Raw genomic sequence first — 23,342 nt, 5'->3', positions numbered from 1 at the left:
GCCCGTCGTACCTACCGTGGTCACCCGTAATGACGCTCGTGCTAGTCCGAGGGGACGCCGGGTAGGGCCGGAGGTTAAACGGCAAGCTCAGGTAGGCTCAGGTGTCGGTGGTGAGCTGATGCCATCCTGGGCCGGGGGCGCCGAAGAGCTTGCCTACCTGGCCGATCCTCCTGACCCGCACGTACGCGACACCCTCGCAAGCACCCTTCGGGTGTACCGCGGCCGCCAAGCGCGACGGCTCCGCGAGCGGCGGCAGCTCGACGACTCATCGGCGTCCGATCCCGGCACTCGCTGATCGACACCCTTGCACGACGCTCCACACGCGCCGGTGGCCCGCCGGCCGGCTCGCGGAGCTCCGGCCACAGCATCGCGGTGCCGTAGAGGCGTGAACTGCTCCGACGCCCGAAGCCGGCATGCCCGGGCCCCACGCCGCCCCGGCGAGAGGTGGCGGCGTGGGGCCGGTTCAGCGCCGGGAGTCCCAGCTGAAGACGCGTACGGCCACCGGGGTCACGACGGCGGCGAGCAGGACCAGCGCCGCGAGGGCCCCCGCCGAGCCGCTCGGCTCCGCCTCGTGCCAACCGATCCGGGTGAGCTGGGTGACGCCGACGCCGGGCAGTGCCAGCATCTTTGCTCCCACCTCGGCCGCCGGGATGGTCAGCGCCCAGAAGCCGCCACCGACGAACGCCAGCGCGATCGGTGTCGTCGTCAGCTGCGCGAGCTCCGGCGAGGAGGTGTACGCCGCCGTCGCCACCGCCATGACGCAAGCGACCGCGATTCCGGCGCCGAGCGCGGCGAGCAGTGGCAGCGGCCGGAGCGACGGGGGCCCGTCCGCGACGACCACGATGCCGAACAGGACGAGCGACTGCAGGACGGTCAGCAACGCGTACGGGGTCAGCACCCCCGCGATGACGGCCAGGTCGGGCGCTCCCGACGTCCGGAGGCGCTTGAGGACGAGCTGCTGCCGTCGCGCCGCCAGGGCTGTCGTGCCCGGCACGTAAGCGGTGAACACCAGCAGAGTGACGAGCAGCAGCCCCACGGAGCCGCCCCGGCCGGCCTTGCCCGTGTCGCCCTCCGCCCAGATGATGAGCAGTCCGATCGCGAACGGCAGCACGGCCGCCATCACCACGGCGAACGCACTGCGCCGCAGGGACCTCAGCTCGGCGCCGGTGATCAGCAGCCAGGCCGCCGGGCCCGCAGCTCGGCTCATCGGGTCCCCCGCTCGGTGGTGGGGCAAGCGGCTACCCGGTCGAAGGCCTCGGCGAGCGTTCCGGCGCCGCGCACCTGCGGCACCGTGCCGGCGACCGCGACGGTTCCGGCGTTCATGATGGCGACGTGTGAGGCTGCTACCTCCGCCTCCTCCAGGTAGTGGGTGGTCAGCAGGATGGTGACGCCGCGGTTCACCCGATCCCGCAGCACTCGCCAAGTCCTGGCCCGGGACTGCGGATCCAGGCCGGAGGTCGGCTCGTCGAGCAGCAGCAGTGGGGGATCGCCGCAGAGCGCGACGGCCAGGTCCAACCGGCGACGTTCGCCGCCGGAGAGCTGCCGCACCGGCACGTCGGCACGGGAGTTCAGGTCCAGTTCCTCGATCAGTGCTTGCACCGTACGGGCCACCGCATGCTGTCCGCGCAGGCGTAGCCACAGCCGGACCGTCTCGGCCACCGTCAGCTCGGGGCTGCAACCGCTCTCCTGCAGCACGACTCCGACGTGCGCGGCGAGGCGGCGCCGGTCCCGAAGCGGGTCGTGTCCCAGCACCCGAATGGTGCCCTCGGCGGGACGGCGATGTCCGAGCATCATCTCCATCGTGGTCGTCTTGCCGGCGCCGTTCGTGCCGAGCAGTGCGAACAGTTCGCCCGGACCGACGTCCAGGTCCACGCCCCGCACCACTTCTGATGCACCGTAGGAGTAACTCAGCCCATGACAGACGATCGGATTCATGCCCTTGAGTCTCGGCAGCGATCAGGCGAGGCCGTAGTGGCCTTCGTGCATCGGATCTGATGACAGATGTCATCAATGTGCCGGGCGAGGCGGCTTCCGCGCCGTGCCAGCGCGCAGAATGGTGGCGTGACCGCGTCGACCGAACCCTCCACTGGCCTGGTCCTGCTGCGCAAGCTCACGTGGTGGGGACTCGTCGGCTGCCTGGTGGGAATGGTGGTGATCCTCGCCTCCGAGGTGCGGACCGACCCCGCTCCGGCGGCCGCGGGCATGGTGCTCGCCGTCGCGCTGACGGTGTGCGCGGTCTCCGGTCGCCTCTTCGCCGTGCCGGTCCTCGGTACTCCGCCCCCGCCGGCCGTGGTCACCGCCGTGGCCGCGACCGGCGCTGGCGCGATCCTGCTCTACGCGCAGCGGGTGCACTCCGGCGGATTCCCCTGGGCACTGCCGTTGGCCGCGGTACTCGCCGCAGTACATGCCGGTGCCGGATGGCCCGGCCGCGTCGTCTGGCCGGCCGGGACCGCACTGGCGTTCGGCGCATCGCTGGCCGGCTCCTGGTCGATCGAGCCGGCCGCAGCGGCAGACGCCCTGACCGATGCGGGCATCACCGTACTGTGCGCCGCGGCCCTGTACGCGCAGGTGTGGATGTCTACTGTCGCGGAGCGCCTCGAGCAGGCCCGCAGAGCGGAACGAACCACCGCGATCACCGACGAACGGCAGCGTTTCGCGGCCGAGCTGCACGACATCCAAGGGCACAACCTGCAGGTCATCGCGCTCAAGAGCGAGCTGGCGGAACGGCTGGCTGACATCGATCCGGCACGGGCCGTCGCGCAGATGCGTGAGGTGCAGGTGCTGGCCCGCAGAGCCCTGGGCGACACCCGCGAACTCGTCCGCGGCTACCGCGCGGTGTCGCTGGAAACCGAGATAGCCAACGCCGCCCGGGTACTCGAGGCCGCCGGCATCGAGTCGACGATCTCCCGTCCCGACGGCCTACCGCTCCTACCGCCCACGGTGGGGAACCTGCTCGGCCTGGTGGCCCGGGAGTGCACCACCAACGTGCTGCGGCACAGCACCGCCCGTCGCTGCGACATCGTCCTGATCGCCGAAGCCGGCACCCTGGTGCTGCGCTTCGTCAACGACGCGCCGCTGGAGCCGACCGGGCCGGCGGGCGGCCTGGCCGGGTTGCGGGACCGCCTGACGGCCGCCGGCGGCTGCCTGCGATCCACCCGCACCGCGGACAGCTTCACCGTCCAGGCCAGCCTACCGATGCCGGCCGCCCGATGATCCGGCTGCTGCTGGCCGACGACGAGGACCTGCTCCGCGGCGCGCTGGCCGCCTTGCTCACGCTGGAACACGACCTGACCGTGGTGGCCGAGGCGTCGGACAGCGTCGCCGCGGTCGAGGTGGCCGTACGGCAACGGCCCGATCTGGCCGTCCTCGACCTGGAGATGCCCCCAGGCGACGGATTGCGTGCCGCATCCGAGATCCGGACCCGGCTGGCCATCCCGATAGTCCTGGTCACCCGGCATGCCCGCCCGGCGGTACTGCGGCGCGCACTCACCGCCGGGGTCAGCGGCTTCGTCCCGAAGACCACACCGGCCGCGCGGCTCGCCGAGATCATCCGGACCGTGCACGCGGGCCGCCGGTACGTCGACCCGGAGATCGCGGCGAGCGCCCTGACCGAGAACGAGTGCCCACTGACGCCCCGCGAACTGGAGGTCCTCGGAGCCGCCCGTGGTGGCGCCCCGATCGCCGACATCGCTGCGGCGGTCCACCTGGCGCCCGGCACCGTGCGCAACTACCTGTCCGCGGCGATGGCCAAGCTCGGCGCCGACACCCGGCACGCGGCGGCGTACCGAGCGTGGGAACAAGGCTGGATCTAGGGCGTGTATCGAAGTCATAGCCACTCGTTGATCGCGGCGATGGTCACGGTTGCTGCGTAGCGCACGGCGAGTTTCTCGAAGCGGGTGCAAGCGCCCGCGGACCGGCTAGTCCCGGGGCGCGGGCCGTGCGGGGAGCAGAGTTGCCACGACGGCGCCCACCGCGATCACGGCGGCGCCGACGATGACCGCCGGCACGACGCCGTCCACGAAGGACTGCGGCGAGGTGTAGCCACCGTACTCGCTGAAGACCGAGGCCAGGACCGCGACGCCGACGGCGATGCCCAGCTCGCGGATGGTGTTGTTGGCGCCGGAGGCGACGCCGTTCTCCTGCGGCCGCACGCTTGCCAGGGCCATCGTGCTGATCGGCGCGAAGGTCAGGCCCATGCCGACCCCGGCCAGGACGAACGCGACCACCAGGTCGCCGTAGGAGACGGTGGTCGTGGTCGCCACGGCGATCCAGAGCACGCCCGCGGCGAGCAGTGCCTGCCCGGCGACGATGAGGTTGCGCAGTCCGAGGCGGTCGGCGAAGATGCCCGCCAGCGGAGCGACGACCATCGGGGCCATGGTCCACGGCAGCGTGCGTACGCCCGACGCCAGCGGGCTGAGCCCCTGCACGACCTGGAAGAACTGGGCGAGCAGGAACACCGCGCCGAACGTGCCCGCCGAGAAGGTCAGGGTGACGACGCTGACCAGGCCGAACCCGCGGGAGCGGAACAGGCTGAGGGGCAGCATCGGCGTGGGGTTGCGCCGCTGCCACGCGACGAAGAGGGCGAGCAGGGCGCCGCCGGCGCCGAGCATGCCGAGCACCCGGGCCGACGTCCAGCCGTGCTCGGGGCCGTCCACCACGCCCCAGACGAGCGAGAGCATCCCGGCCGCGGACAGCAGCAGGCCGAGGGGGTCCAGCCGGGGTGCACCGCCGCGCGACTCGCGCAGCACGGTCGTCGCCAGCACGACGGCGAGCACCCCGACGGGCACGTTGAGCCAGAAGATCCACGACCAGTGCAGACCCTCCACGACGGCGCCGCCGACCACCGGGCCGACGGCGACGCCGAGGCCGTTGATGCCACCCCAGATGCCGACCGCGGCGTTGCGCAACTTCTCGGGTACGGCCTGGGCCAGCAGCGTCAGCGACAGGGGAGCGACGGCGGCGCCGGCCAGCCCCTGCACCGCCCGCGCCGCGGTGAGCATCCACGGCTCGGTGGCGAGCGCGGCGGCCGCGGACGCGAGCGTGAAGACGACGATCCCGGCGATGAACACCCGCCGGCGCCCGAGCCGGTCGCCCAGGGCGGCGGCGGTGAGCAGGAAGGCGGCGAAGGGCAGCGTGTACGCGTTGACGAACCACTGCAGGTCGGCCAGGGAGGCGCCGAGCTCGGTGCGGATGACCGGAAGCGCCGTGGTGACCACGAGGTTGTCGAGGGTGACCATGAAGGTGGGGATGCCGACGGCGGCCAGCACCGCGGCCAGCGGGCGGGTGGCCGGAGGTGCCGGCCGGTCGAGGACGGCGGTCATCGCGCGCTCCTAGTTGTTATTCACTGATAACTAACGACGCCGCCACCTTAGTTATCAACCGATGCCTTGGCAAGGTAGCGTCGGGAACGTGGCCCGCACCCGCCTTACCGCCGAGGAACGCCAGGAGCAGTTGCTCCGCGCCGCCCTGACCGCCTTCTCCGCCGGCGGCTACTCCGGCACCACCACCGACCAGGTCGCCCGGCTGGCCGGGGTGTCCCAGCCGTACGTGATCAGGATCTTCGGCACCAAGCAGCAGCTCTTCCTCGACACCGTCCGGCGCGCGGGCGACCGCATCGAGCAGCGGTTCCGGCGGGCCGCCGCCGAGGAGCCCACCCTGGCCAGCCTCGGCGCCGCCTACGACGACCTGCTCGCCGAGCGGGAGCTGATCACCGTGCTACTGCACGGCTTCACCGCGAGCGCCGACCCCTCGATCGGGCCGGTCGTGCGGGACTGCTTCGGCCGGATCTACCGTACGGTCCGGGAGCTGACCGGCGCCGGCGAGGACGAGGCCCGCGGGTTCCTCGCCGAGGGCATGCTGCTGACCTGCCTGGGCGCGATGCGCGTGGTCGGCCCGGACGCGGTGCCCCGCGAACCGTGGATGATCGAGCTGCTCGGCCCCGACAAGGCCTAAGGCATGTTGTGCCGGGTGTACGCCGGCTCGCGCAGTCCCAGCATCGCCTCGGTCATCCGGACCGCCTCCACCGCCGGACGCACGTCGTGCACGCGGACGATGCGGGCGCCGCGCAGCACGCAGAAGACGACCGCCGCCAGGGTGCCGGAGAGGCGTTCGCGCTGCGGCAGGTCGAGGGTCTCGCCGATGAAGTCCTTGTTGCTCACCGCCGCCAGCAGGGGATGGCCGATGTCCGCGATCTCGTGCAGGCGCCGGGTCACCTCCAGCGTGTGGAGCGTGTTCTTGTTGAGGTCGTGGCCGGGATCGATGATGATCTGCTCCGGGCGTACGCCGCGGTCCAGCGCCAGCCGGACCCGCCGCCGCAGGTAGTCCGCCACCTCGGCGGTCACATCCCCGTACGTGGGACCCGGGTACGGCGTCCGCGGCGCGGCCAGGCTGTGCGTGATCACGAGGGCGGCGTCCGTGCCCGCGACCACGTCCGCCATCGCGGGGTCCCGCAGGCCCGACGTGTCGTTGACGACCCCGGCACCCGCCTTGATCACCTCGCGGGCGACCTCCGGCCGGAAGGTGTCGACCGAGACCACCGCCATCCCCTGCGCCGCCTCGACCACCGGCAGCACCCGGTCGAGTTCCTCGCTCGTCGACACCTCCGGCCCCGGCGCGAACGGCACGCCGCCGATGTCGATCCAGTCCGCACCCGCCTCCGCGGCCGAGCGCACCGCCTCGGTGGCCCGGTCCAGGGCGAACGTGCGGCCCCGGTCGTGGAAGGAGTCCGGCGTACGGTTCACGATCGCCATCACCGCCACCCGGCGGGAGAAGTCGTACCGGCGGCCGCCGATGACCCGTTCGGCGCTGATCAGCGGGGGTGCGTAGTCACTCACGCCGGGAGACTAGCCCGGAAGTCCCGGCGACGTCCGCCGATGGGATGATCATCATCATCATGGAGCCGAGGTCATTGACCCAGCGGGAGCAGGCCGTGCTCGTGGCGCTGCTGGCCGTCGACTTCGCCGGTGTCGAGAACCTGCGGCGCCAGGCTCCCGAGGCGAGGGTGGTCGGCGTGTGCGGCTGCGGTTGCCCGTCCGTCGACTTCCAGCAGGACCTCGGCCGGGGGATGACGATCCAGGTCGACGCGGGCGTCCGTGATGGCTCGGACGGCCTGTTCCTGTACACGGTCGAGGACGCCCGGCGCGGGGAGCTCCTCGGTGGCATCGAGTGGGTCGGCGCCGAAGACGAGCATCCGGACGAGTTCCCCCCACCGGAGCTGCTGGACGTCCGGCCGGCGTGATCCTCCGGGATTCGGCGAACGCGCAGGGCCGGCCCGGGTCCTCCGCAAGGATGGGTACGTGTGGGGGTGGCTGCGGCGCCGCGTGCTGGCGCCCGTCGACATCGGGTTCATCGCCGACGACCCGGCCCTCGAGTACGAGGGTGCGACGCTGGCCGGTGAGCCGGCCGTAGTGGCGGCGCTCGCCCGGGCGCCGCGGGTGTTCCTCGCCATCGCCGACGACCCGGGAAACGCGGAGCTGGCCGTCGACCGCGAGGATCTTCCCGGCCTGCTGGAGGTGGTGACGGCCGACGGGCGGGCGTGGGAGCTTCTGATCGACTGCGGGGTCAAGGCCATCGTCGACACCGGCGGTTACACCGAGGTCTCCGACGACCTCGTGGAGCTGGCGCTCGCGCGGGGGCCCGGCGTCATCTCCACCGCGCACCTCGAGCGGGAGGTGTACTGGCTGCGCCTGACCCGGCCCGAACCGCCGGAGCGTGTGCTGGCGCGCTTCGTCGGCGCGGTCGTCGACGCACACCGGGAACTCGCCCGGCGGCTGGACATCACGCTGCCCGGCTGAGGCGGCACCCGCCGGGAGTGCCGCCTCGGGATCCGGGGTCAGGCGTAGCTGTAGTTGAGGGTGCTGATGTCGCGCACCGCCGACGGCGTCCGGCCGGTGGCGAACGGGCGCATCGTCTCGGCGTTGTCGATGACGCCGGTCGTGCCCGTGCGCGGCAGGTAGGTGTCGACGCCGCGGCTGCGCTGCCACTGCCACCACAGCCGGTCGACGTTGCAGTGGTGCAGCCAGAAGACCGGGTCGTTGGGCGCCTCGCGGGTGCCCATGTGACCGCCCACGTAGTTGTGCACCCGGTTGTGCAGGTCGATCTCGTTGCGGTTGCGGTAGCTGTTGATCACCGTCGAGTTCCACGGCGACTGGTCGTACACCGAGTAGCCCTGGACCGTGCTCACCGTGGTGGCGGTGGGGCGGGTGGCGTTCTGGCCGAGCCGGCGCTGCAGGAACGTGGTGGCGATGCTGCTCCGGTAGATCGCCCAGCCCCAGGACGGGCTGAAGTTGCCGCTGGAGACGCTGCCGCTGGTGATCGCGCCGAGGAAGTCGGCGGTGAACGGCGTGGCGCTGGCCGTCCAGTCCCAGTACGGGATGAAGATGTTCGGGTTGTCGCTGACCGTCTGCAGGTCGAACTCCAGCAGCCGCAGACACTCGCGGTGCCACGGGAAGAACGACGGTGACTGGTGCGCGTGGCTGATGTTGTCCGAGGTCCGGGCGAAGAATGCGATGTGCTGGTCGATGTACCAGTTGTAGTTGCGCCCGTTGGCGGACGTCGTCTTGAACTGGCGGAGTGCGTTGATGAACGCGGTCTTCTCCGTGGAGGTCAGAGCGGCGACACTCTTGCGTGCGACAGCCATTGTTCGGTCACCTTTCGAATGGTCGAGGAGGGGGGTGGGGCGTGTGGACACCGTGGTCAGTGGTGGTGCGCCAGGCCCGCCTCGTCGCTGAGCTCGAACTCGCCCAGGGTGTCGACCACCTTCTTGGCCAGCTTCTTCAGGCCGTCCTTGTGCTTGTCGCCGTCGATCTCCATCGGGTCGTAGTGGTTGACGGCGCTGATGTAGCCGACGCCCACGTGCGGTGCGGACCCGTCCTCCGGCACGAACAGCGTGTCGATGGGGGTCAGCGCGAGCTTCTTGTTGTTGATGTGCAGCTCGTGCTTGCCGTTGGAGTTGTGTTTACCCTTGATCTTCTTGCCTTTGTAGATCTCGTCGAAGTCGCGCGGATCCGCGGCGGCGCGCTGCGGTGCCGCGTCGGACCGGGCGGCGGTGATGCTCTGCACCCCCACCGCGACGGTCGCGGCGCTCACCGCTGCGGCGGCGCCGTAGCGCAGGACCTCACGTCGGCTCATGTCGGCCATAGGAATCCTCTTCTGGAAGAAAGCCATTCGGTACGGGCATCTTGTGGTCGCCCTTTTCCATCGACCGCGTCGACTGGAGAAAAGCTACTGCCAGTAGCCGGTGGCTCGCAATTGGACGGTCGTGGCGGATGACGAGCCTTTCAGCCATTGGGGATCGACATTCGTCACTGATAGGTGGACGATGGACTGCCCGTGCCTGGACGGAAAACAGGCAAGAATCCGAGGAGTTTCCATGCGAGCAATCCCCACCCTGGCGGCCGCGCTGGTGGTCACTGCCGGCCTGGTCGGCACCGCCGGCCCCGCCGGCGCGGCCGCCGCGCCGGAACCGGTCGCGCAGGCCGTCGCCGCATCGGCCGGCGCCGACCGGACCGGATTCTTCGCGCAGCGCTACGGCGGCCACCACATCATGGGCTGGGGCCGGGACGAGTCGGCCTGCGCCTACATCGACGGGATACAGCTAGTGCTCTACCCGCTCGGTAACAACCGGTATGTGAGCGCGCTGCAGGCGTACGAGGACGAGCGGGGGGTCAGGAACATCACCAAGGCCTCGGCGGACGTGCTCGGCGATGCCCACCTCGTCCCGCCCGCGGATCCGGTCGCGCACTGTCCCGTCTTCGTGGCCGGCCTGCCCGCGGGGAGGTAGTCGCCCCGGCGGTCGTCCTCAGGGCGACCGCCGTTCTCTTGCCAGACGCGAGCTCGACGCGTCGCGCTTCGCGGACCTGATCGCGTGGCTGGGCCGGTTCACCCGCCCCACGGGCGGGGAGCACCGCGCGCTGGTTCGGACCGTGGGAGGGCGACGCCGCTCCCGGCCGCACGATCAAGATGCAGAGGGCGAACGAGGACCAGGCACCCTGGTTCGACGTACGGATCGACGCCTGCGACCCGCCGCACCGGCTGGCCCTGCCGACGACCGGCGATTTCCGGAAGTTGGCGGATCGAGCTGCTGCTGTCGCGCGCCGGCGACCGGACCGAGCTGAGGCTCGTGCACCACCTCGACACCACCGACGGGGTCGGCGAGATGGGCCCGGGCTGGGAGTTCTACCTCGACATGCTGGTGGCGACGCGGGGAGGGCGCACCGGCGCCGAGCTTCGACGACTACTACGCGGCGATGAAGCCCTACTACGAGGCGCTCCGAAAGTGACCGTCTCCTGTGCACGATACGCAGCGTGATCACCGGGCGCGGCGGCGCCGGGCCTGGAGAACCGCGGCGCCTACGGTGGTGAACCGCCCGGGATACCCCGGGAGAGGCGAATCATGCAGCGAAAATACATTCATTGTGCCATGGCAACTATGTTCGGCGGGCCGCCGCGATGGGTAGCGAAAGGAGCGATGCACCAACGGACGAACCATCATGGAGGTAGCGATGAGTGACCCCGCTACGGGAGCCCGTGCACCGGACGCCACCCTCGGCTACGGCGAGGTGCCGGTCCAGCCGGTCGTCCCGGCCCACCCCGCCACCGAGGTGCCTTCCGGCACCCGGACGGACGAGGGAACCAGGGAGCAGGTCAAGCAGGCCGCGGGGGAGAGCGCGCACGCCGCCGGACAGGCCGCGGGCGAGGTCAAGGACACCGCCAGGGAGCAGGTCCAGCGGGTCGGTGCCGAGGCGAAGACCCAGATGAGGTCCGTCGCGTCCGACGTCCGCGACCGGGTCGGCAGCCAGGCCCGTGACCAGAACGACAAGCTCGTCGGGAGCCTGCGGCAGGCCGCCGACCAGCTCGACGAGATGCGCGGCGACCGGCAGGACTCGCCGGCCGCGGCGGTCGTCTCCCGGATCGCCGACGGCGGCCGGCAGATGGCCGACTACCTGGACCGCAACGGCCCCGAGGGCGTGCTGCGCGAGGTGACCGACTTCGCCCGCCGCCGTCCGGGCGCCTTCCTCGCCACCGCGCTGGCGGCCGGGTTCGTGGCCGGCCGGCTCGGCAAGGGCATCATGAAGGCCGACGAGCCGCGGGCGGGCGACACCGGCAAACCGCGGACGGACGCCTTCGTCTCCGGCACGGGCACCAGGAACGACGGCGGCTACGGCACGGGCGACCCGTACGACAGTGGCTACGGCACCGGCTCGACCGCCGCACCCGGTGCGACCACGGCGTACACCGACCCGGCCGGCACCACCACCGGCGGATATCCGGTCGCCGGCACCGAGTACGCCTCCACCGGCACGGGCAGGCCCGTGGTCGTGGACGAGGAATATCCGGGTGGCACCCGATGACCGTGCCGTACCCGACCGGCCACGACCGCGCCGAGGAGGTTTCCGCGACCTCCGTCGGCGAGCTGATCGGCAACATCAGCGACGACCTGTCCCAGCTCTTCCGCCAGGAGGTGGAACTGGCCAAGGCCGAGCTCAAGCAGGAGGCCGCCAAGGCCGGCAAGGCCGCCGGGATGCTCGGCGGCGCCGGGTTCGCGGGCTACCTCGCGGTGGTCCTGCTGAGCCTCGCCGTGGTCTTCGGACTGGGCAACGTGATGGACCTGGGCTGGGCCGCCCTCATCGTCGCCGTCCTCTGGGGCGCGGCGGGCGCGGTCCTCTACGTCACCGGGCGCAAGCAGCTCAAGACCGTCGATCCCATGCCCCGGCGCACCGTCGACACGATCAAGGAGGACGCGCAATGGCTGAAGAACCCGACCGGCTGAGGCAGGAGATCGAGCAGACGCGGGCCTCGCTGACGCGTGACGTGGACCTGCTGACCGAGAAGACGAGCCCGCGGCAGGTGGCCAGGCGCCGCTGGACCGCGGTGAAGGAGAAGGTCATGGGCACCTCGGAGCACGGAGCGCACGCCGCCGCGGGCATGGTGCAGGACACCAGGGCGCAGCTCGGCGACAAGGCGTCCCAGCTCGGCGACAAGGCGTCGGAGCTGGGCGACCGGGCCTCCGAGAAGGCGCACGACGTCGCCGGCGCCGTGAAGGGTGCACCGCAGGCGGTGACCCGGCAGACCCAGGGCAACCCGCTCGCCGCGGGCATCATCGCCTTCGGCGTGGGGATGCTCGCCGCCACGCTGATCCCGGTCACCGAGGCCGAGAAGCAGGCCGGGGAGCAGCTCAGGGAGCACGGCGGCGAGCTGACCGACCGGGTCAAGGAGGCCGCGACGGAGCTCAAGGACGACGTCACCGGCACGGTGCAGCAGGCGGCGGGGCAGCTCAAGGAGACCGCCCGCGACGCCGCGGAGACCACGAGGGAGCAGGCCCGGTCCTCGGCGCAGGACGCCAAGGACCAGAGCAAGCAGGCCGTGGCGGACGCCCGCTCCTAAGGCACCCACCACCGCGTTTGCCGCTTCCTGCCCGGGGCACACCTGGCAGGAAGCGGCAGACGAGGGGGCGGCATGAAGATCGGGTACAAGCTGGCGTCCGAGGGTTTCGGGCCCCGGGAGCTCATCGCGCAGGCGGTCGCCGCCGAACGCGCCGGGTTCGACTTCGTCGAGATCAGCGACCACTACCACCCCTGGCTGGACGCCCAGGGGCATTCGCCGTTCGCCTGGACGGTGCTCGGGGCCATCGCGGCGCGTACCGAGCGGATCGGCCTGGCCACCGGCGTCACCTGCCCGTCGGTGCGCTACCACCCGGCGATCATCGCCCAGGCCGCCGCCACCCTCGCGATCATGTCGGACGACCGCTTCACCCTCGGCGTCGGTTCCGGGGAGCGGCTCAACGAGCACGTCGTCGGCCAGGGCTTCGGCAACGTCCGCGTGCGCCAGGAGCGGCTGCGCGAGGCGTTGGAGATCATCAGGCTGCTGTGGCAGGGCGGCTACCAGTCGTACGAAGGAAAGTATCTGCGGCTCGACGACGCCCGCGTCTTCGACCTGCCCGACCGGCTCCCGGTGATCGCGGTCGCCGCGGGCGGCCGCGACGCCGCGACGATGGCGGCCGAGCTCGGCGACGGCCTGTTCGTGACCGAGCCGCGCGCCGACCTGGTGGAGACCTACCGCGCGGCCGGCGGCGCCGGTCCGCGCTACGCCGAGGTGCCGGTGGCCTGGGCGCCGACCGCGGAGGAGGGCGTACGGGAGGCGCACCGGACCACCCGCTGGGCGCTGACCGGCTGGAAGGTGATGAGCGAGCTGCCGAACCCGGCGAACTTCGAGGCGGCGTCGCAGACCGTCCGCGAGGAGGACGTCCGCGAGAAGTTCGCCGCCGGGCCCGACCCTGAGCCGTACGTGGAGGCGGTCGGAAATTACCTGGCGGCCGGCTACGACCACATCGTCCTGCAGAATGCGGGCCCGGACCCGGACGGCTTCATCGACTTCTTCCACAAGGAGCTCGGCGACCGGCTGCGCCACGCCGAGGGCTGAGCCCCCGCTCACCAGCCGGTGGGCGGGGCCTCGAGGTGGACCGCCTTCGTCACCGTCAGCTCGTCGAGCAGCTCCGGGCCGTACCCGAAGCCCTGCCCGCTGCCGCGGCGCGGGTGCGCGGCGCCGCCCGGGGCGCCGCCGAAGACCGCGTTCACCTTCACCGTGCCGACCGGCAACTCGCGCCAGGCGCGCTGAGCGTGGCTCATCTTGCCGGTCAGGACGGTGGCGGCCAGCCCGTACGGCGAGTCCGCCGCCCGCGCCAGCGCCTCGTCGAACGAGTCGACGGTGACCACCGGCGCGACCGGGCCGAACGTCTCCTCGCGCACCACGGCCATGGCGTCGGTGCAGCCGGCGAGCACGGTCGGTGGGTAGTACGCGCCCGGCCCGGTAGGCACCTCACCGCCGGCGAGCACGCGTGCGCCCGCCGCTACGGCGTCGCTGACCTGCGCGTGCACCGCGTCGCGCAGCCGGGTGTCGACCAGCGGGCCGATGGTCCAGCGCCGCGCCTCGGCGCCGAGTGCCGCCAGGAAGGGCTCGGCCACGTCCCGGTGGACGTAGATCCGCTCGACCGCCACGCAGATCTGCCCGGAGTTGGCGAACGCGCCCAGCGCGGCCTGTTGCGCCGCCCATTCGGGGTCCACATCGGCGTCCACGACGAGCGGGTCGCTGCCGCCGTTCTCGAGCAGCGCCTTCGCGCCGGTGCGGGCGCACGCCGCGGCGATCGACCTGCCGGTCGCGGTGGAGCCCACGTGCGCGACGACGTCCACCTCCGCCGCCGCGAGTGCCGCGCCGACCGGGCCGTCGCCGTGGAGCAGGGAGAGGACCCGGGCGGGGAAGTGCGGGGCGAGGAGCTGCGTCAGCCGCCAGCCCGTCGCCGGGGTGCGCTCGCTGGGCTTGTAGATCACGGTGTTGCCGGTGACCAGGGCGGCGCCCAGCAGTCCGCACGAGACCGCCACCGGGTCGTTCCAGGGGGTGACGGCCGCGACGACGCCGCGGGGGGCGTACGCCATCAGATCGATCGCCTCGTCGTTGCCGGCCAGGGCGCGTCCGCGGTGGACCGGGCCGAGCTCGGCGTACTGGCGCAGCGTACCGACGCCCGCGCCGATCGAGTCCCTGGCGTCGCCGGTGGGCTTGCCCATCTCCGCGTTCATGAGGCGCGCGAGCTCGTCCGCCGCCGCCTCCACCGCGTTCGCCGCCGCGTGCAGTGCCGCGGCCCGCGCCGCCGGTGCCGTACGCGCCCATCCCGGCGCGGCGTCGCGCGCGGCCTTCACCGCCGCCGACACGTCGGCGTCGGAGGCCACCGGCACGGTGGTGACCGGCTCGCCGCTCGCCGGATTCAGGACGGTCGTCGTGCGTGTGCCGCTGCCCGGACCCCAACTGGCATTGATGAGATGCTCCACGTTCATGCGCGCGGGGTTGCCCCCTCCGCCGTGGTCCAAACCTGACAAGTGCTTCTATCAGTGCTGGTCAGTGACTCGATCAAGAAGTTTGAAGAAGTCGTTGATCATGTGAGTAAGTCGGGGAGAGTGGGGTACCCGGGCGCCCATGCGTGTCCTGGGAATCAATGCGATCTTCCACGACCCGGCCGCCGCCCTGATCGTGGACGGCCGGATCGTCGCCGCCGCCGAGGAGGAACGCTTCAGCCGTCGCAAGCACGGCAAGCGTCCCGTGCCGTTCGCCGCCTGGGAGCTTCCCGAGCTCTCCGCCGCCTGGTGCCTCGAGGAGGCCGGGTTGAAGCCGGGCGATCTCGACGCCGTCGCCTACTCCTTCGACCCGGGACTCACCCGCGACGCGGCGAGCCTCGGGCTCAGCGACCCGTGGGACCACCTGCGCGTCGACTACGCCCGCCGGGCACCGCAGTTCCTCGCGGGCGCGCTGCCGGGGCTCGACCCGGAGCTGGTCCGCTTCGTGCCGCACCACGTCGCGCACGCCGCCTCGGCGGGACTGTCCGTCACCGAGGACAGCGCGGTGCTGGTCCTGGACGGGCGCGGCGAGGTCGCCAGCCACCTCGCCGGCGCCTACCGCGACGGGCGGCTCACCACGCTGGCGAGCCAGGAGCTGCCGCACTCGCTCGGCCTGCTCTACGAGGACCTCACCCGCCACCTCGGCTTCCTGCACTCGTCCGACGAATACAAGGTGATGGCGCTGGCCTCCTATGGCCGGCCGAGGTACCTCGACCTGTTCCGCGAGTGGGTGCACGCGAACGACGACGGCGGCTTCACCGTCGAGCGCATCGACTGGTCCGCGCTGGCCAAGGCGCGCACGGCCGAGGGCGAGATGACCGAGGCCCACGCCGACCTCGCGTCGAGCGTGCAGGTGCGCCTGGAGGAGGTGTTGCTCGACCTCGCCCGCTGGACGTACGAGGCGTCCGGTGGCCTCAAGACCCTCACCATGGCCGGAGGCACCGCGCTGAACTGCGTGGCCAACGCGCGCGTCGCCGCCGAGGGGCCGTTCGACCGGGTCTGGGTGCAGCCGGCCGCCGGCGACTCCGGCACCGCACTCGGCGCCGCGTGCGCGGTGGCCCGCGATGCCGGCCCGATCGCCGCGTTCACCGGCGCCGACCTCGGTCGTGGTTGGAGCGACGAGGAGCTGGAGGCCGAGCTGAGGCGGGCGGCGCTGCCGTACACCCGGCCGGAGTCCATCGCCGCCGAGGCCGCGCGGGTGCTCGCCGCCAACGGCATCGTGGCCTGGTACCAGGGCCGCAGCGAGTACGGCCCGCGCGCCCTGGGGCACCGCTCGCTGCTCGCGCACCCGGGCGACGCCGACACCCAGACCCGGATGAACAACGTCAAGGGCCGCGAGCAGTTCCGCCCGATCGCGCCGATGGTGCGCGCCGAGCGCTTCGCCGACATCTTCGACGGGGTCTACCCGAGCCCGTACATGCTCTTCGTGCACCGGGTCAAACCGGAGTGGAAGGACCGCATCCCGGCCGTCACGCACGTCGACGGCACCGCGCGGGTGCAGACCGTCCACACCGACACCGAGCCGGTCGTGGCGGAGATGCTGGCCGAGTTCGAGCGCCTCACCGGGCTTCCCGTGGTGGTGAACACCTCGCTGAACACCGCCGGTCGGCCGATGGTGGACACGCCCCGCGAGGCGATGGAGCTGTTCGGCTCCGCGCCGGTCGACCTGCTCGCGCTCGGCCCCTTCGCGGTGCACCGCGCGAAGGCCTTCGGAGACGGCCGATGAGCGGACGGTCGATGACCGGAATCTCGGTGGTGGTGCCCACCCTCGGCCGGCCCAGCCTGACCGCCCTGCTGGCGGCGCTCGCCACCGCGGAGCCGGCGCCGGTGCCGGTCGAGTTCCTGCTGGTCGACGACCGGCGCCACCCGGCGCAGGAGCTGCCGGTGCCGCCCGGCATCGACGTCAAGGTCCTCACCGGCCGGGCCGCGGGCCCGGCCGCCGCGCGCAACGTCGGCTGGCAGGCGGCGAGCCACGAGTGGGTGGCGTTCCTCGACGACGACGTGGTGCCGGACCCGGACTGGCTCGCCCGCCTGCACGACGACCTGACCGGCGCCGGCCCGCACGTCGGGGGAGTGCAGGGCGTCCTGCGGGTGCCGCTGCCCGCCGGGCGCCGCCCCACCGACTGGGAGCGGGTCACCGCCGGGCTCGCCGACGGCGCCTGGATCACCGCGGACATGGCGTACCGCCGCGGCGCGCTGGCCGCCGCGGGCGGCTTCGACGAGCGGCTGCCCCGGGCGTTCCGGGAGGACGCGGAACTCGCGCACCGGGTGCGGCAAGCGGGCTACCAGCTTGTCCAGGGGGTGCGGACGGTCACCCATCCGGTGCGTCCGGAAGACCGTTGGGTGAGCGTACGCACGCAGCGCGGCAACACCGACGACGCCCTCCTGCGCCGCCTCTATGGCCGCGACTGGCGTACCCGTCTCGAGATTCCACCGGGCCGCCGCCGCCGGCACCTGACGGTGAGTGCCGCCGGGATCCTCGCCGCGGCGTTCACCGTTCCCGCCCTGCTCACCCGGCGCCGGGCCTGGTCCGCCGCCGTGTCCGCCGCGGCCGTGGTCTGGGCCGCCGGGACCGCGGAGTTCGCCGCCGCCCGGATCGCGCCCGGACCGCGTACCGCCCGTGAGGTCACCACGATGGCGTTGACCAGCGTGGCGATCCCGCCGGTCGCCACCGTCCACTGGCTGCGGGGCTGGGTCCGGTGGCGCGGCGCCCGCCCGCTGGGGTCCGCCCGGTGAGCGGGCTGTACGACGCCGTCCTGTTCGACCGGGATGGCACGCTGGTCGTGGACGTCCCCTACAACGGCGATCCCACGCTGGTGCGGCCGATGCCCGGCGCGCGGGCCGCCCTCGACCGGCTGCGGGCCGCCGGACTGCGGCTGGGGGTGGTCACCAACCAGTCCGGGTTGGCCCGGGGCCGGTTCACCGCCGCGCAGCTCGACGCCGTCCACGCGCGGGTGGAGGAACTGCTCGGCCCGTTCGACGTGTGGCAGATCTGCCCGCACGACGACGCGGCGGCCTGCCGCTGCCGCAAGCCCGCGCCGGGGATGATCGAGGACGCCGCGGCCGCCCTCGGCACCGCCGCCCCGCGCTGCGTCGTCGTCGGTGACATCGGCCGGGACATGGTCGCCGCCGGTGCCGCCGGCGCCACCGGCATCATGGTTCCCACCGCGGTCACGCTGGCCCCCGAGATCGCCGCCGCCCCCGCCGTGGCCAGCGACCTGGGCCGCGCCGCCGACCTGATCCTGCAGCGGCAGGCGCTGGTCACGCCGGTCGTCGGTCGTCCACGCGCGGGCACGGTGCTGGTGGTGCGGTCCGACTCCGCCGGTGACGTGCTGCTGACCGGTCCCGGCATCCGCGCGGTCGCCGCGGGCGCCGAGCGCGTCGTGCTGCTCTGCGGCCCGCGCGGCCGGGCCGCCGCCGAGCTGCTGCCCGGCGTCGACGAGATCGTCGAGGCCCGGCTGCCCTGGATCGACCCGCAGCCGCGGGACGTCGACGCCGCCTTCGTCCGGCAGCTCACCGATCGGCTCGCCGCGACCGGCGCGGAGGAGGCCGTCGTCTTCACCTCGTTCCACCAGTCGGCGCTGCCGCTGGCGCTGCTGCTGCGCGCCGCCGGGGTACGCCGGATCACCGCGATCAGCGAGGACTATCCCGGGTCGCTGCTGGACGTGCGGCACCGCGTGCCCGCGGGACTGCCGGAGGCGGAACGGGCCCGCTCGGTCGCCGCCGCGGCGGGGTTCGCGCTGCCGGACACCGACGACGGCGGCCTGCGGGTCATCCTCGGGCCGGTCCGCGACGACGGCGACTACGTCGTGGTGCACCCCGGCGCCTCCGTCGAGGCCCGCTCGTGCCCACCCGAGACGATGCGGGCCGTCGTCGCCGCCCTCGCCGCCGACGGGCACAGGGTCCTGGTGACCGGTGGACCGGGGGAGCGGGATCTCGCCGCCTTCGTGGCCGGCACCGTCGCCACCGACACCGGACCGACCAGCATGGCCGGCCTCGCGGGCCTGCTCGCCGGGGCGGCCGCCGCGGTCGTGGCCAACACCGGGCCGGCCCACCTCGCCGCCGCGGTCGGCACCCCGGTGGTGAGCCTCTACGCCCCGACCGTCCCCTTCGGGCAGTGGGGTCCCTACCGCGTGCCGCACGTGCGCCTCGGCGACCCCGCCGCCGCCTGCCGGGACACCCGCGCCACCCGCTGCCCCGTCCCGGGGCACCCCTGCCTCTCGACCATCCGGCCCGCCGACGTCCTCGCCGCCCTGCGGCTGCTCGGCGTGCGGACCCCCGAGAACCGAACGGAAGAGGTCGCCGCGTGAACATTCTGCTCTGGCACGTGCACGGGTCCTGGACGACGGCGTTCGTCCAGGGCAAACACCGCTATCTCGTGCCGGTCAACGCCGGGCGCGACGAGTGGGGGCGCGGCCGGGCTCGCACCTTCGACTGGCCGGAGACCGTCGAGGAGGTCGACGTGGGCGCCCTGCGGCCGGACGACGTCGACGTGGTCGTGCTCCAGCGTCCCGAGGAGCTGGAGCGCGTCGCGCACCTGCGCGCGCCGAAGATCTACGTCGAGCACAACACCCCCAAGGGCGACGTCCCGCACTCGAGGCACCCGATGGCCGACCGGGACGACCTCGTCGTCGCCCACGTCACCCACTTCAACGAGCTGTTCTGGGACACCGGGTCGGCCCGCACCACCGTGATCGAGCACGGCATCGTCGAGCCCGCGGTGCGCTGGACCGGCGAGCTCGCGCGGTTCGCGGTCGTCACGAACGAGCCGGTCCGGCGCCACCGGGTCACCGGCACCGACCTCATGCCGCGGTTCGCGGCCGTCGCCCCGCTCGACGTGTACGGCATGGGCGTCGCCGGACTGCGCATGGAGAACGTCACCACGTACGACGATCCGCCGCAGGCGCGGATGCACGAGGCGATCGCCCAGCGGCGGGCGTACCTGCACCTCTGTCGATGGACCTCGCTGGGACTGAGCCTGATCGAGGCCATGCAGATCGGGATGCCGGTTCTGGCGCTGGCCACCACCGAGGCCGTGGCCGCCGTGCCCCCCGACGCCGGCGTGCTCTCCACCCGTGTCGACACCCTGGTCGAGGCGGCGCAATGGTTGATCGACGAGCCGGAGGCGGCCCGCCGGCTGGGCGAGCGCGCCCGCCAGGTCGCCCTGGCCCGCTACGGCCTCGACCGCTTCCTCGCGGACTGGGACCGACTGCTGGAAGAGGAAACATGCGCATCGCGATGATCTCGGAGCACGCCAGCCCGCTGTCCGCCCTCGGCGGCGTCGACGCCGGCGGTCAGAACGCCCACGTGGCCGCCCTGGCCGCCGCGCTGGCCGAGCAGGGCCACGAGGTCCGCGTCTACACCCGCCGCGACGACCCCGCACCGCCCCCGGTCGTCGAGGTCCACGGCTTCGAGGTGGTGCACGTGCCGGCCGGGCCCGCCATGACGCTGGCCAAGGACGACCTGCTGCCGTACATGGGCGACTTCGCCGAGTGGACCGCCGCCGACTGGCGCGGCACCTGGGCGCCCGACGTCGTGCACGCGCACTTCTGGATGAGCGGGCTGGCGGCGGTGACCGCCGCCCGGGCCTGCGACGTGCCGGTCGTGCTCACCTACCACGCGCTCGGCTCGGTGAAGCGCCGCCACCAGGGCGCCGCCGACACCAGTCCGGCGCACCGGATCTCCTACGAGCGCCAGCTCGGCCGGGTCGTCGACCGGGTCGTCGTGCAGTGCCAGGACGAGATCCGCGAGCTGCTGCTGATGGGCGTGCCGCGCACTCAGATGACGCTCGTGCCCTCCGGCGTCGACACCGCGCTGTTCTGCCCCGAGGGGCCGGCCGAGCCCCGCGACCCGCAGCGGCCGCGGATCCTCACCGTCGGGCGCCTGGTCCCCCGCAAGGGATACGAGGACCTCATCTGCGCCCTGCCGTCGGTTCCCGGCGCGGAGCTGGTGATCGTCGGCGGCCCGCCCGATGGCCGCCTCGACGACGACCCGTACGCCCGCCGCCTGCGCGCCCTGGCCGGGCAGTGCCGCGTGGCCGACCGGGTCCGGCTGGCCGGGGCGGTCGCCGCCGCGGACATGCCGCGCTGGTACCGCTCGGCGGAGGTGCTCGCCGCCGCGCCCTGGTACGAGCCGTTCGGGCTCACCCCGCTCGAGGCGATGGCGTGCGGCGTACCCGTGGTCGGCACCGCGGTCGGCGGCCTGACGGACACGGTCGTCGACGGCGTCACCGGCGACCTCGTGCCCCCGCGGGAGCCCCGCGAGCTCGGCCTGGCCCTGCGCCGGCTGCTCGGCGACGAGGTGCGCCGCATCTCGTATGCGGCGGCCGCGGCCGACCGCGCCGCGCACTCCTACTCGTGGCGGCGCGTCGCCACCCGGCTCGCGGCGGTCTACGCGTCCGTCGCCGGCCGGCACCTGACCAGCACGGAGTCCCGAGAGGCGGTTGTGTGATGGATCCGTTGGACACCCATGTGCGCGGCATGGCGGCGGCGCTGGGGCCGTACCGGGCCGCGGCGTCCGGGCGTCTCGCCCGCTGGGGCGCCCAGCTCGCCCGCCACCTCGGCACCGGCGGACGGCTGCTGGTCGCCGGCAACGGCGGCAGCGCGGCCGAGGCCCAGCACCTCGCGGCCGAGCTGGTCGGACGGCTGCGCGACGAGCGGATGCCGCTGTCCGCCATCGCCCTGACCCCGGACTCCTCGACGGTCACCGCGATCAGTAACGACTACGGCTACGACGAGGTGTTCGCCCGCCAGGTGCGCGCGCACGGCCGCCCCGGCGACGTGCTCATGCTGATGTCGACCAGCGGCCGCAGCCCCAACCTGGTGCGGGCCGCGCACGCCGCCCGGGAGCTGGGCGTGCGCACCTGGGCCCTGGTCGGCAACGGCCCGAGCCCGCTCGCCGAGGCGTGCGACGAGGCGCTGTGCTGCCCGTCGGACGACTCGCAGGTGGTGCAGGAGCTGCATCTCATCTCGGTCCACGTGATGTGCGAGTACCTCGACCGCGCGCTGCCCGCAGTGCTGGGAAAAGCCGTGGCCGCCCGGCGCGAGGCGGTGCTGGTGTCATGAGCGGCCGGCCCCTGCTGGTCGTGGTCGGCGACACCCTGCTCGACCGCGACATCGACGGCGCCGTACGCCGGGTGGCGCCGGACGCGCCCGCCCCGGTGCTCGACGAGAGGTCGGTCGCCGACCGGCCCGGCGGCGCCGGCCTCGCCGCCCTGCTCGCGGCCGGCCAGGACCACGACGTCGCGCTGGTCACGGCCCTCGCCGACGACCCTGCCGCGGCCCGGCTCAGCGAGCTGCTCACCGCCGCGGGCGTCGCAGTGTACGCGCTGCCGCTGCCGGGCGCCACCCCGGAGAAGATCCGCCTGCGCGCCGGCGGCCAGGTCCTCGTGCGACTGGACCGCGGCGGCGACCCGGAACCGCCCGGCGCCGCGCCCGAGGCCGCCCTCGAGGTGCTCCGCGCCGCCACCGCCGTCCTGGTCAGCGACTACGGCCGCGGCGTCACCCGGCACCCGGAGCTGCGCCATGCCCTGGAGCAGACCCGGGCGCCGATCGTGTGGGACCCGCACCCGCACGGGCCCGCGCCGGTGCCGAACGTGCGCCTGGTGACGCCGAACGAGTCCGAGGTCCGCGCGCTCACCGGCGACGCGGGCGGCGGCTCGATGCTCGCCGCCGTCCAGCGCGCCGGACATCAGCTCCGCCAGCGCTGGCGTGCCGGCGCGGTGGCGGTCACCGTCGGCCGGGCCGGCGCGGTGCTCTGCCACCACGGGCCGACGCCGCTGGTGGTGCCGGCCCCCGACGAGGCGGACGGGGACACCTGCGGTGCGGGGGACAGGTTCGCCGCCACCGCCGCCCTCGCCCTGGCCCGGGGCGCCCTCGTCTCCGAGGCGGTCCAGGAGGCCGTCGCCGCCGCTACCGCGTACGTGGCCGCCGGCGGTGTCACCGCGGCGCTGGCCCCCGAGCGCAAGCCCGAGAGCCCGGAGCGGATCGGCGCCGAGGAGGTGGGTCGGCTCGTCGCCGAGATCCGGGCGCGAGGAGGCACGGTGGTGGCCACCGGCGGCTGCTTCGACCTGCTCCACATCGGACATCTTGCGACCCTGAAAGCGGCACGCAAGCTCGGCGACTGCCTGGTCGTCTGCCTCAACTCCGACCGCAGCGTCGCCGCGCTCAAGGGGCCGGAGCGGCCGCTGACCGGACAGGCCGACCGGGCCCGGCTGCTGGCCGCCCTCGACTGCGTCGACGCGGTCGTGATCTTCGATGAGCCGACGCCCGAGGCGGTGCTCACCTGGCTGCGCCCGGACGTGTGGGTCAAGGGCGGCGACTACGCCGACGGCGGTCCCGACCTGCCCGAGGCCGCACTCATGCACCGCTGGGGCGGCCAGACCGTGATCGTGCCCTATCTCGACGGCCGCTCCACCACCGGAACCATCGCCGCGGCACGGGCCGCCACCAGGAGGTAACC

The 23,342-nt window shown here is 73.3% G+C and carries 24 protein-coding genes; 17 read left to right on the top strand and 7 right to left on the bottom strand.

Going from position 1 to position 23,342, the window contains the following annotated elements; genetic code table 11:
• Positions 1-463 precede the first annotated feature (463 nt).
• Together EDD30_RS01865 and EDD30_RS01860 are read right to left on the bottom strand one after the other, a co-directional pair.
• Entirely contained in the window at positions 464-1,207 is a 744-nt protein-coding gene (locus EDD30_RS01865; RefSeq protein WP_071809720.1) for an ABC transporter permease, read from the bottom strand.
• Positions 1,204-1,872, bottom strand: coding sequence for an ABC transporter ATP-binding protein (locus EDD30_RS01860; protein WP_211278062.1), 669 nt, complete (start codon positions 1,870-1,872; stop codon positions 1,204-1,206). Before EDD30_RS01860 ends, EDD30_RS01865 begins: the two co-directional genes overlap by 4 nt.
• 189 nt (positions 1,873-2,061) lie before the next feature.
• Between EDD30_RS01860 and EDD30_RS01855 the strand changes: the two genes are divergently transcribed.
• Positions 2,062-3,213: a sensor histidine kinase gene (locus EDD30_RS01855; protein ID WP_123678020.1), complete on the top strand. Its 1,152-nt coding sequence runs from the start codon at positions 2,062-2,064 to the stop codon at positions 3,211-3,213.
• Positions 3,210-3,812 (top strand): response regulator transcription factor, encoded by a 603-nt coding sequence (locus EDD30_RS01850; protein WP_071809723.1) that lies wholly within the window; start codon positions 3,210-3,212, stop codon positions 3,810-3,812. Before EDD30_RS01855 ends, EDD30_RS01850 begins: the two co-directional genes overlap by 4 nt.
• A gap of 105 nt (positions 3,813-3,917) precedes the next feature.
• On the opposite strand, the gene EDD30_RS01845 is transcribed toward EDD30_RS01850, so the two are convergent.
• Complete coding sequence (locus EDD30_RS01845) at positions 3,918-5,321, bottom strand: DHA2 family efflux MFS transporter permease subunit (RefSeq protein ID WP_071809724.1); 1,404 nt, start codon at positions 5,319-5,321, stop codon at positions 3,918-3,920.
• An 88-nt stretch (positions 5,322-5,409) separates the two neighbouring features.
• On the opposite strand from EDD30_RS01845, the gene EDD30_RS01840 reads away from it, so the two are divergent.
• Complete coding sequence (locus EDD30_RS01840) at positions 5,410-5,952, top strand: TetR/AcrR family transcriptional regulator (protein ID WP_071809725.1); 543 nt, start codon at positions 5,410-5,412, stop codon at positions 5,950-5,952.
• Here EDD30_RS01840 and folP read toward each other — a convergent pair.
• On the bottom strand, positions 5,949-6,833 hold the full coding sequence (gene folP / locus EDD30_RS01835) for a dihydropteroate synthase (protein ID WP_071809726.1): 885 nt from the start codon (positions 6,831-6,833) through the stop codon (positions 5,949-5,951). The genes EDD30_RS01840 and folP overlap by 4 nt on opposite strands.
• A gap of 44 nt (positions 6,834-6,877) precedes the next feature.
• Here folP and EDD30_RS01830 point away from each other — a divergent pair, with 44 nt between their 5' ends.
• Both EDD30_RS01830 and EDD30_RS01825 read left to right on the top strand, forming a co-directional pair.
• Positions 6,878-7,237, top strand: coding sequence for a hypothetical protein (locus tag EDD30_RS01830; RefSeq protein WP_244945067.1), 360 nt, complete (start codon positions 6,878-6,880; stop codon positions 7,235-7,237).
• A gap of 58 nt (positions 7,238-7,295) precedes the next feature.
• Positions 7,296-7,793: a hypothetical protein gene (locus EDD30_RS01825; RefSeq protein ID WP_123678019.1), complete on the top strand. Its 498-nt coding sequence runs from the start codon at positions 7,296-7,298 to the stop codon at positions 7,791-7,793.
• 38 nt (positions 7,794-7,831) lie between these two features.
• Here EDD30_RS01825 and EDD30_RS01820 read toward each other — a convergent pair whose 3' ends face one another.
• On the bottom strand, positions 7,832-8,638 hold the full coding sequence (locus tag EDD30_RS01820; RefSeq protein ID WP_071809728.1) for a tyrosinase family protein: 807 nt from the start codon (positions 8,636-8,638) through the stop codon (positions 7,832-7,834).
• A gap of 56 nt (positions 8,639-8,694) precedes the next feature.
• On the bottom strand, positions 8,695-9,129 hold the full coding sequence (locus tag EDD30_RS01815; RefSeq protein ID WP_170047703.1) for a tyrosinase family oxidase copper chaperone: 435 nt from the start codon (positions 9,127-9,129) through the stop codon (positions 8,695-8,697).
• Between the two features lie 241 nt (positions 9,130-9,370).
• Here EDD30_RS01815 and EDD30_RS01810 point away from each other — a divergent pair, with 241 nt between their 5' ends.
• The 5 genes from EDD30_RS01810 (at position 9,371) to EDD30_RS01785 (ending at position 13,419) form a co-directional block, all read left to right on the top strand.
• Positions 9,371-9,781 carry a tyrosinase family oxidase copper chaperone gene (locus EDD30_RS01810; RefSeq protein WP_071809730.1) on the top strand — a complete coding sequence of 137 codons (411 nt, stop codon included), beginning with the start codon at positions 9,371-9,373 and terminating at the stop codon, positions 9,779-9,781.
• Positions 9,782-10,502: 721 nt separating this feature from the next.
• Positions 10,503-11,351, top strand: coding sequence for a hypothetical protein (locus tag EDD30_RS01800; RefSeq protein WP_071809731.1), 849 nt, complete (start codon positions 10,503-10,505; stop codon positions 11,349-11,351).
• Complete coding sequence (locus tag EDD30_RS01795; RefSeq protein ID WP_071809732.1) at positions 11,348-11,770, top strand: phage holin family protein; 423 nt, start codon at positions 11,348-11,350, stop codon at positions 11,768-11,770. Before EDD30_RS01800 ends, EDD30_RS01795 begins: the two co-directional genes overlap by 4 nt.
• Positions 11,746-12,384, top strand: coding sequence for a DUF3618 domain-containing protein (locus tag EDD30_RS01790; RefSeq protein ID WP_071809733.1), 639 nt, complete (start codon positions 11,746-11,748; stop codon positions 12,382-12,384). The genes EDD30_RS01795 and EDD30_RS01790 overlap by 25 nt, the downstream gene beginning before the upstream one ends.
• Positions 12,385-12,456: 72 nt before the next feature.
• On the top strand, positions 12,457-13,419 hold the full coding sequence (locus EDD30_RS01785) for a TIGR03557 family F420-dependent LLM class oxidoreductase (RefSeq protein WP_071809734.1): 963 nt from the start codon (positions 12,457-12,459) through the stop codon (positions 13,417-13,419).
• Positions 13,420-13,427: 8 nt separating this feature from the next.
• Here EDD30_RS01785 and EDD30_RS01780 read toward each other — a convergent pair whose 3' ends face one another.
• Positions 13,428-14,825: an aldehyde dehydrogenase family protein gene (locus EDD30_RS01780; RefSeq protein ID WP_084557815.1), complete on the bottom strand. Its 1,398-nt coding sequence runs from the start codon at positions 14,823-14,825 to the stop codon at positions 13,428-13,430.
• Positions 14,826-14,964: 139 nt separating this feature from the next.
• Here EDD30_RS01780 and EDD30_RS01775 point away from each other — a divergent pair, with 139 nt between their 5' ends.
• From EDD30_RS01775 to EDD30_RS01745, 7 genes are read left to right on the top strand one after another with little or no spacing between them, the layout of a single operon-like run.
• Positions 14,965-16,608, top strand: coding sequence for a carbamoyltransferase family protein (locus tag EDD30_RS01775; RefSeq protein ID WP_071809735.1), 1,644 nt, complete (start codon positions 14,965-14,967; stop codon positions 16,606-16,608).
• Between the two features lie 11 nt (positions 16,609-16,619).
• Entirely contained in the window at positions 16,620-17,618 is a 999-nt protein-coding gene (locus EDD30_RS41340) for a glycosyltransferase family 2 protein (RefSeq protein WP_071809741.1), read from the top strand.
• The gene (locus tag EDD30_RS01765; protein WP_123678743.1) at positions 17,615-19,192 is read left to right on the top strand and encodes an HAD-IIIA family hydrolase; all 1,578 of its coding nucleotides are present in this window, start codon (positions 17,615-17,617) and stop codon (positions 19,190-19,192) included. The genes EDD30_RS41340 and EDD30_RS01765 overlap by 4 nt, the downstream gene beginning before the upstream one ends.
• On the top strand, positions 19,189-20,124 hold the full coding sequence (locus EDD30_RS01760; protein ID WP_071809551.1) for a glycosyltransferase: 936 nt from the start codon (positions 19,189-19,191) through the stop codon (positions 20,122-20,124). The genes EDD30_RS01765 and EDD30_RS01760 overlap by 4 nt, the downstream gene beginning before the upstream one ends.
• Entirely contained in the window at positions 20,109-21,332 is a 1,224-nt protein-coding gene (locus tag EDD30_RS01755) for a glycosyltransferase (protein ID WP_071809552.1), read from the top strand. The genes EDD30_RS01760 and EDD30_RS01755 overlap by 16 nt, the downstream gene beginning before the upstream one ends.
• A complete protein-coding gene (locus EDD30_RS01750; protein ID WP_071809553.1) occupies positions 21,332-21,946 on the top strand; it encodes a D-sedoheptulose-7-phosphate isomerase in 615 nt (204 codons plus the stop codon). Before EDD30_RS01755 ends, EDD30_RS01750 begins: the two co-directional genes overlap by 1 nt.
• Positions 21,943-23,340, top strand: a complete 1,398-nt coding sequence (locus tag EDD30_RS01745; RefSeq protein WP_071809554.1) for a PfkB family carbohydrate kinase — start codon at positions 21,943-21,945, stop codon at positions 23,338-23,340. The genes EDD30_RS01750 and EDD30_RS01745 overlap by 4 nt, the downstream gene beginning before the upstream one ends.
• The last annotated feature ends 2 nt before the right edge of the window (positions 23,341-23,342 follow it).

Source organism: Couchioplanes caeruleus (genome assembly GCF_003751945.1).
Taxonomy (GTDB): Bacteria; Actinomycetota; Actinomycetes; order Mycobacteriales; family Micromonosporaceae; genus Actinoplanes; species Actinoplanes caeruleus.
Note: the sequence above shows the minus strand (reverse complement) of the source record. Positions and strands in the feature narration are given on the sequence as shown.

Excerpts from the sequence above, each read along its gene's own strand:
- EDD30_RS01865 (WP_071809720.1), bottom strand. The coding sequence starts at position 1,207 with ATGAGCCGAGCTGCGGGCCCGGCGGCCTGGCTGCTGATCACCGGCGCC.
- EDD30_RS01850 (WP_071809723.1), top strand. The coding sequence starts at position 3,210 with ATGATCCGGCTGCTGCTGGCCGACGACGAGGACCTGCTCCGCGGCGCG.
- EDD30_RS01845 (WP_071809724.1), bottom strand. The coding sequence starts at position 5,321 with ATGACCGCCGTCCTCGACCGGCCGGCACCTCCGGCCACCCGCCCGCTG.
- EDD30_RS01830 (WP_244945067.1), top strand. The coding sequence starts at position 6,878 with ATGATCATCATCATCATGGAGCCGAGGTCATTGACCCAGCGGGAGCAG.
- EDD30_RS01820 (WP_071809728.1), bottom strand. The coding sequence starts at position 8,638 with ATGGCTGTCGCACGCAAGAGTGTCGCCGCTCTGACCTCCACGGAGAAG.
- EDD30_RS01815 (WP_170047703.1), bottom strand. The coding sequence starts at position 9,129 with ATGAGCCGACGTGAGGTCCTGCGCTACGGCGCCGCCGCAGCGGTGAGC.
- EDD30_RS01810 (WP_071809730.1), top strand. The coding sequence starts at position 9,371 with ATGCGAGCAATCCCCACCCTGGCGGCCGCGCTGGTGGTCACTGCCGGC.
- EDD30_RS01800 (WP_071809731.1), top strand. The coding sequence starts at position 10,503 with ATGAGTGACCCCGCTACGGGAGCCCGTGCACCGGACGCCACCCTCGGC.
- EDD30_RS01795 (WP_071809732.1), top strand. The coding sequence starts at position 11,348 with ATGACCGTGCCGTACCCGACCGGCCACGACCGCGCCGAGGAGGTTTCC.
- EDD30_RS01790 (WP_071809733.1), top strand. The coding sequence starts at position 11,746 with ATGGCTGAAGAACCCGACCGGCTGAGGCAGGAGATCGAGCAGACGCGG.
- EDD30_RS01785 (WP_071809734.1), top strand. The coding sequence starts at position 12,457 with ATGAAGATCGGGTACAAGCTGGCGTCCGAGGGTTTCGGGCCCCGGGAG.
- EDD30_RS01780 (WP_084557815.1), bottom strand. The coding sequence starts at position 14,825 with ATGAACGTGGAGCATCTCATCAATGCCAGTTGGGGTCCGGGCAGCGGC.
- EDD30_RS01775 (WP_071809735.1), top strand. The coding sequence starts at position 14,965 with ATGCGTGTCCTGGGAATCAATGCGATCTTCCACGACCCGGCCGCCGCC.
- EDD30_RS41340 (WP_071809741.1), top strand. The coding sequence starts at position 16,620 with ATGACCGGAATCTCGGTGGTGGTGCCCACCCTCGGCCGGCCCAGCCTG.
- EDD30_RS01755 (WP_071809552.1), top strand. The coding sequence starts at position 20,109 with ATGCGCATCGCGATGATCTCGGAGCACGCCAGCCCGCTGTCCGCCCTC.
- EDD30_RS01750 (WP_071809553.1), top strand. The coding sequence starts at position 21,332 with ATGGATCCGTTGGACACCCATGTGCGCGGCATGGCGGCGGCGCTGGGG.
- EDD30_RS01745 (WP_071809554.1), top strand. The coding sequence starts at position 21,943 with ATGAGCGGCCGGCCCCTGCTGGTCGTGGTCGGCGACACCCTGCTCGAC.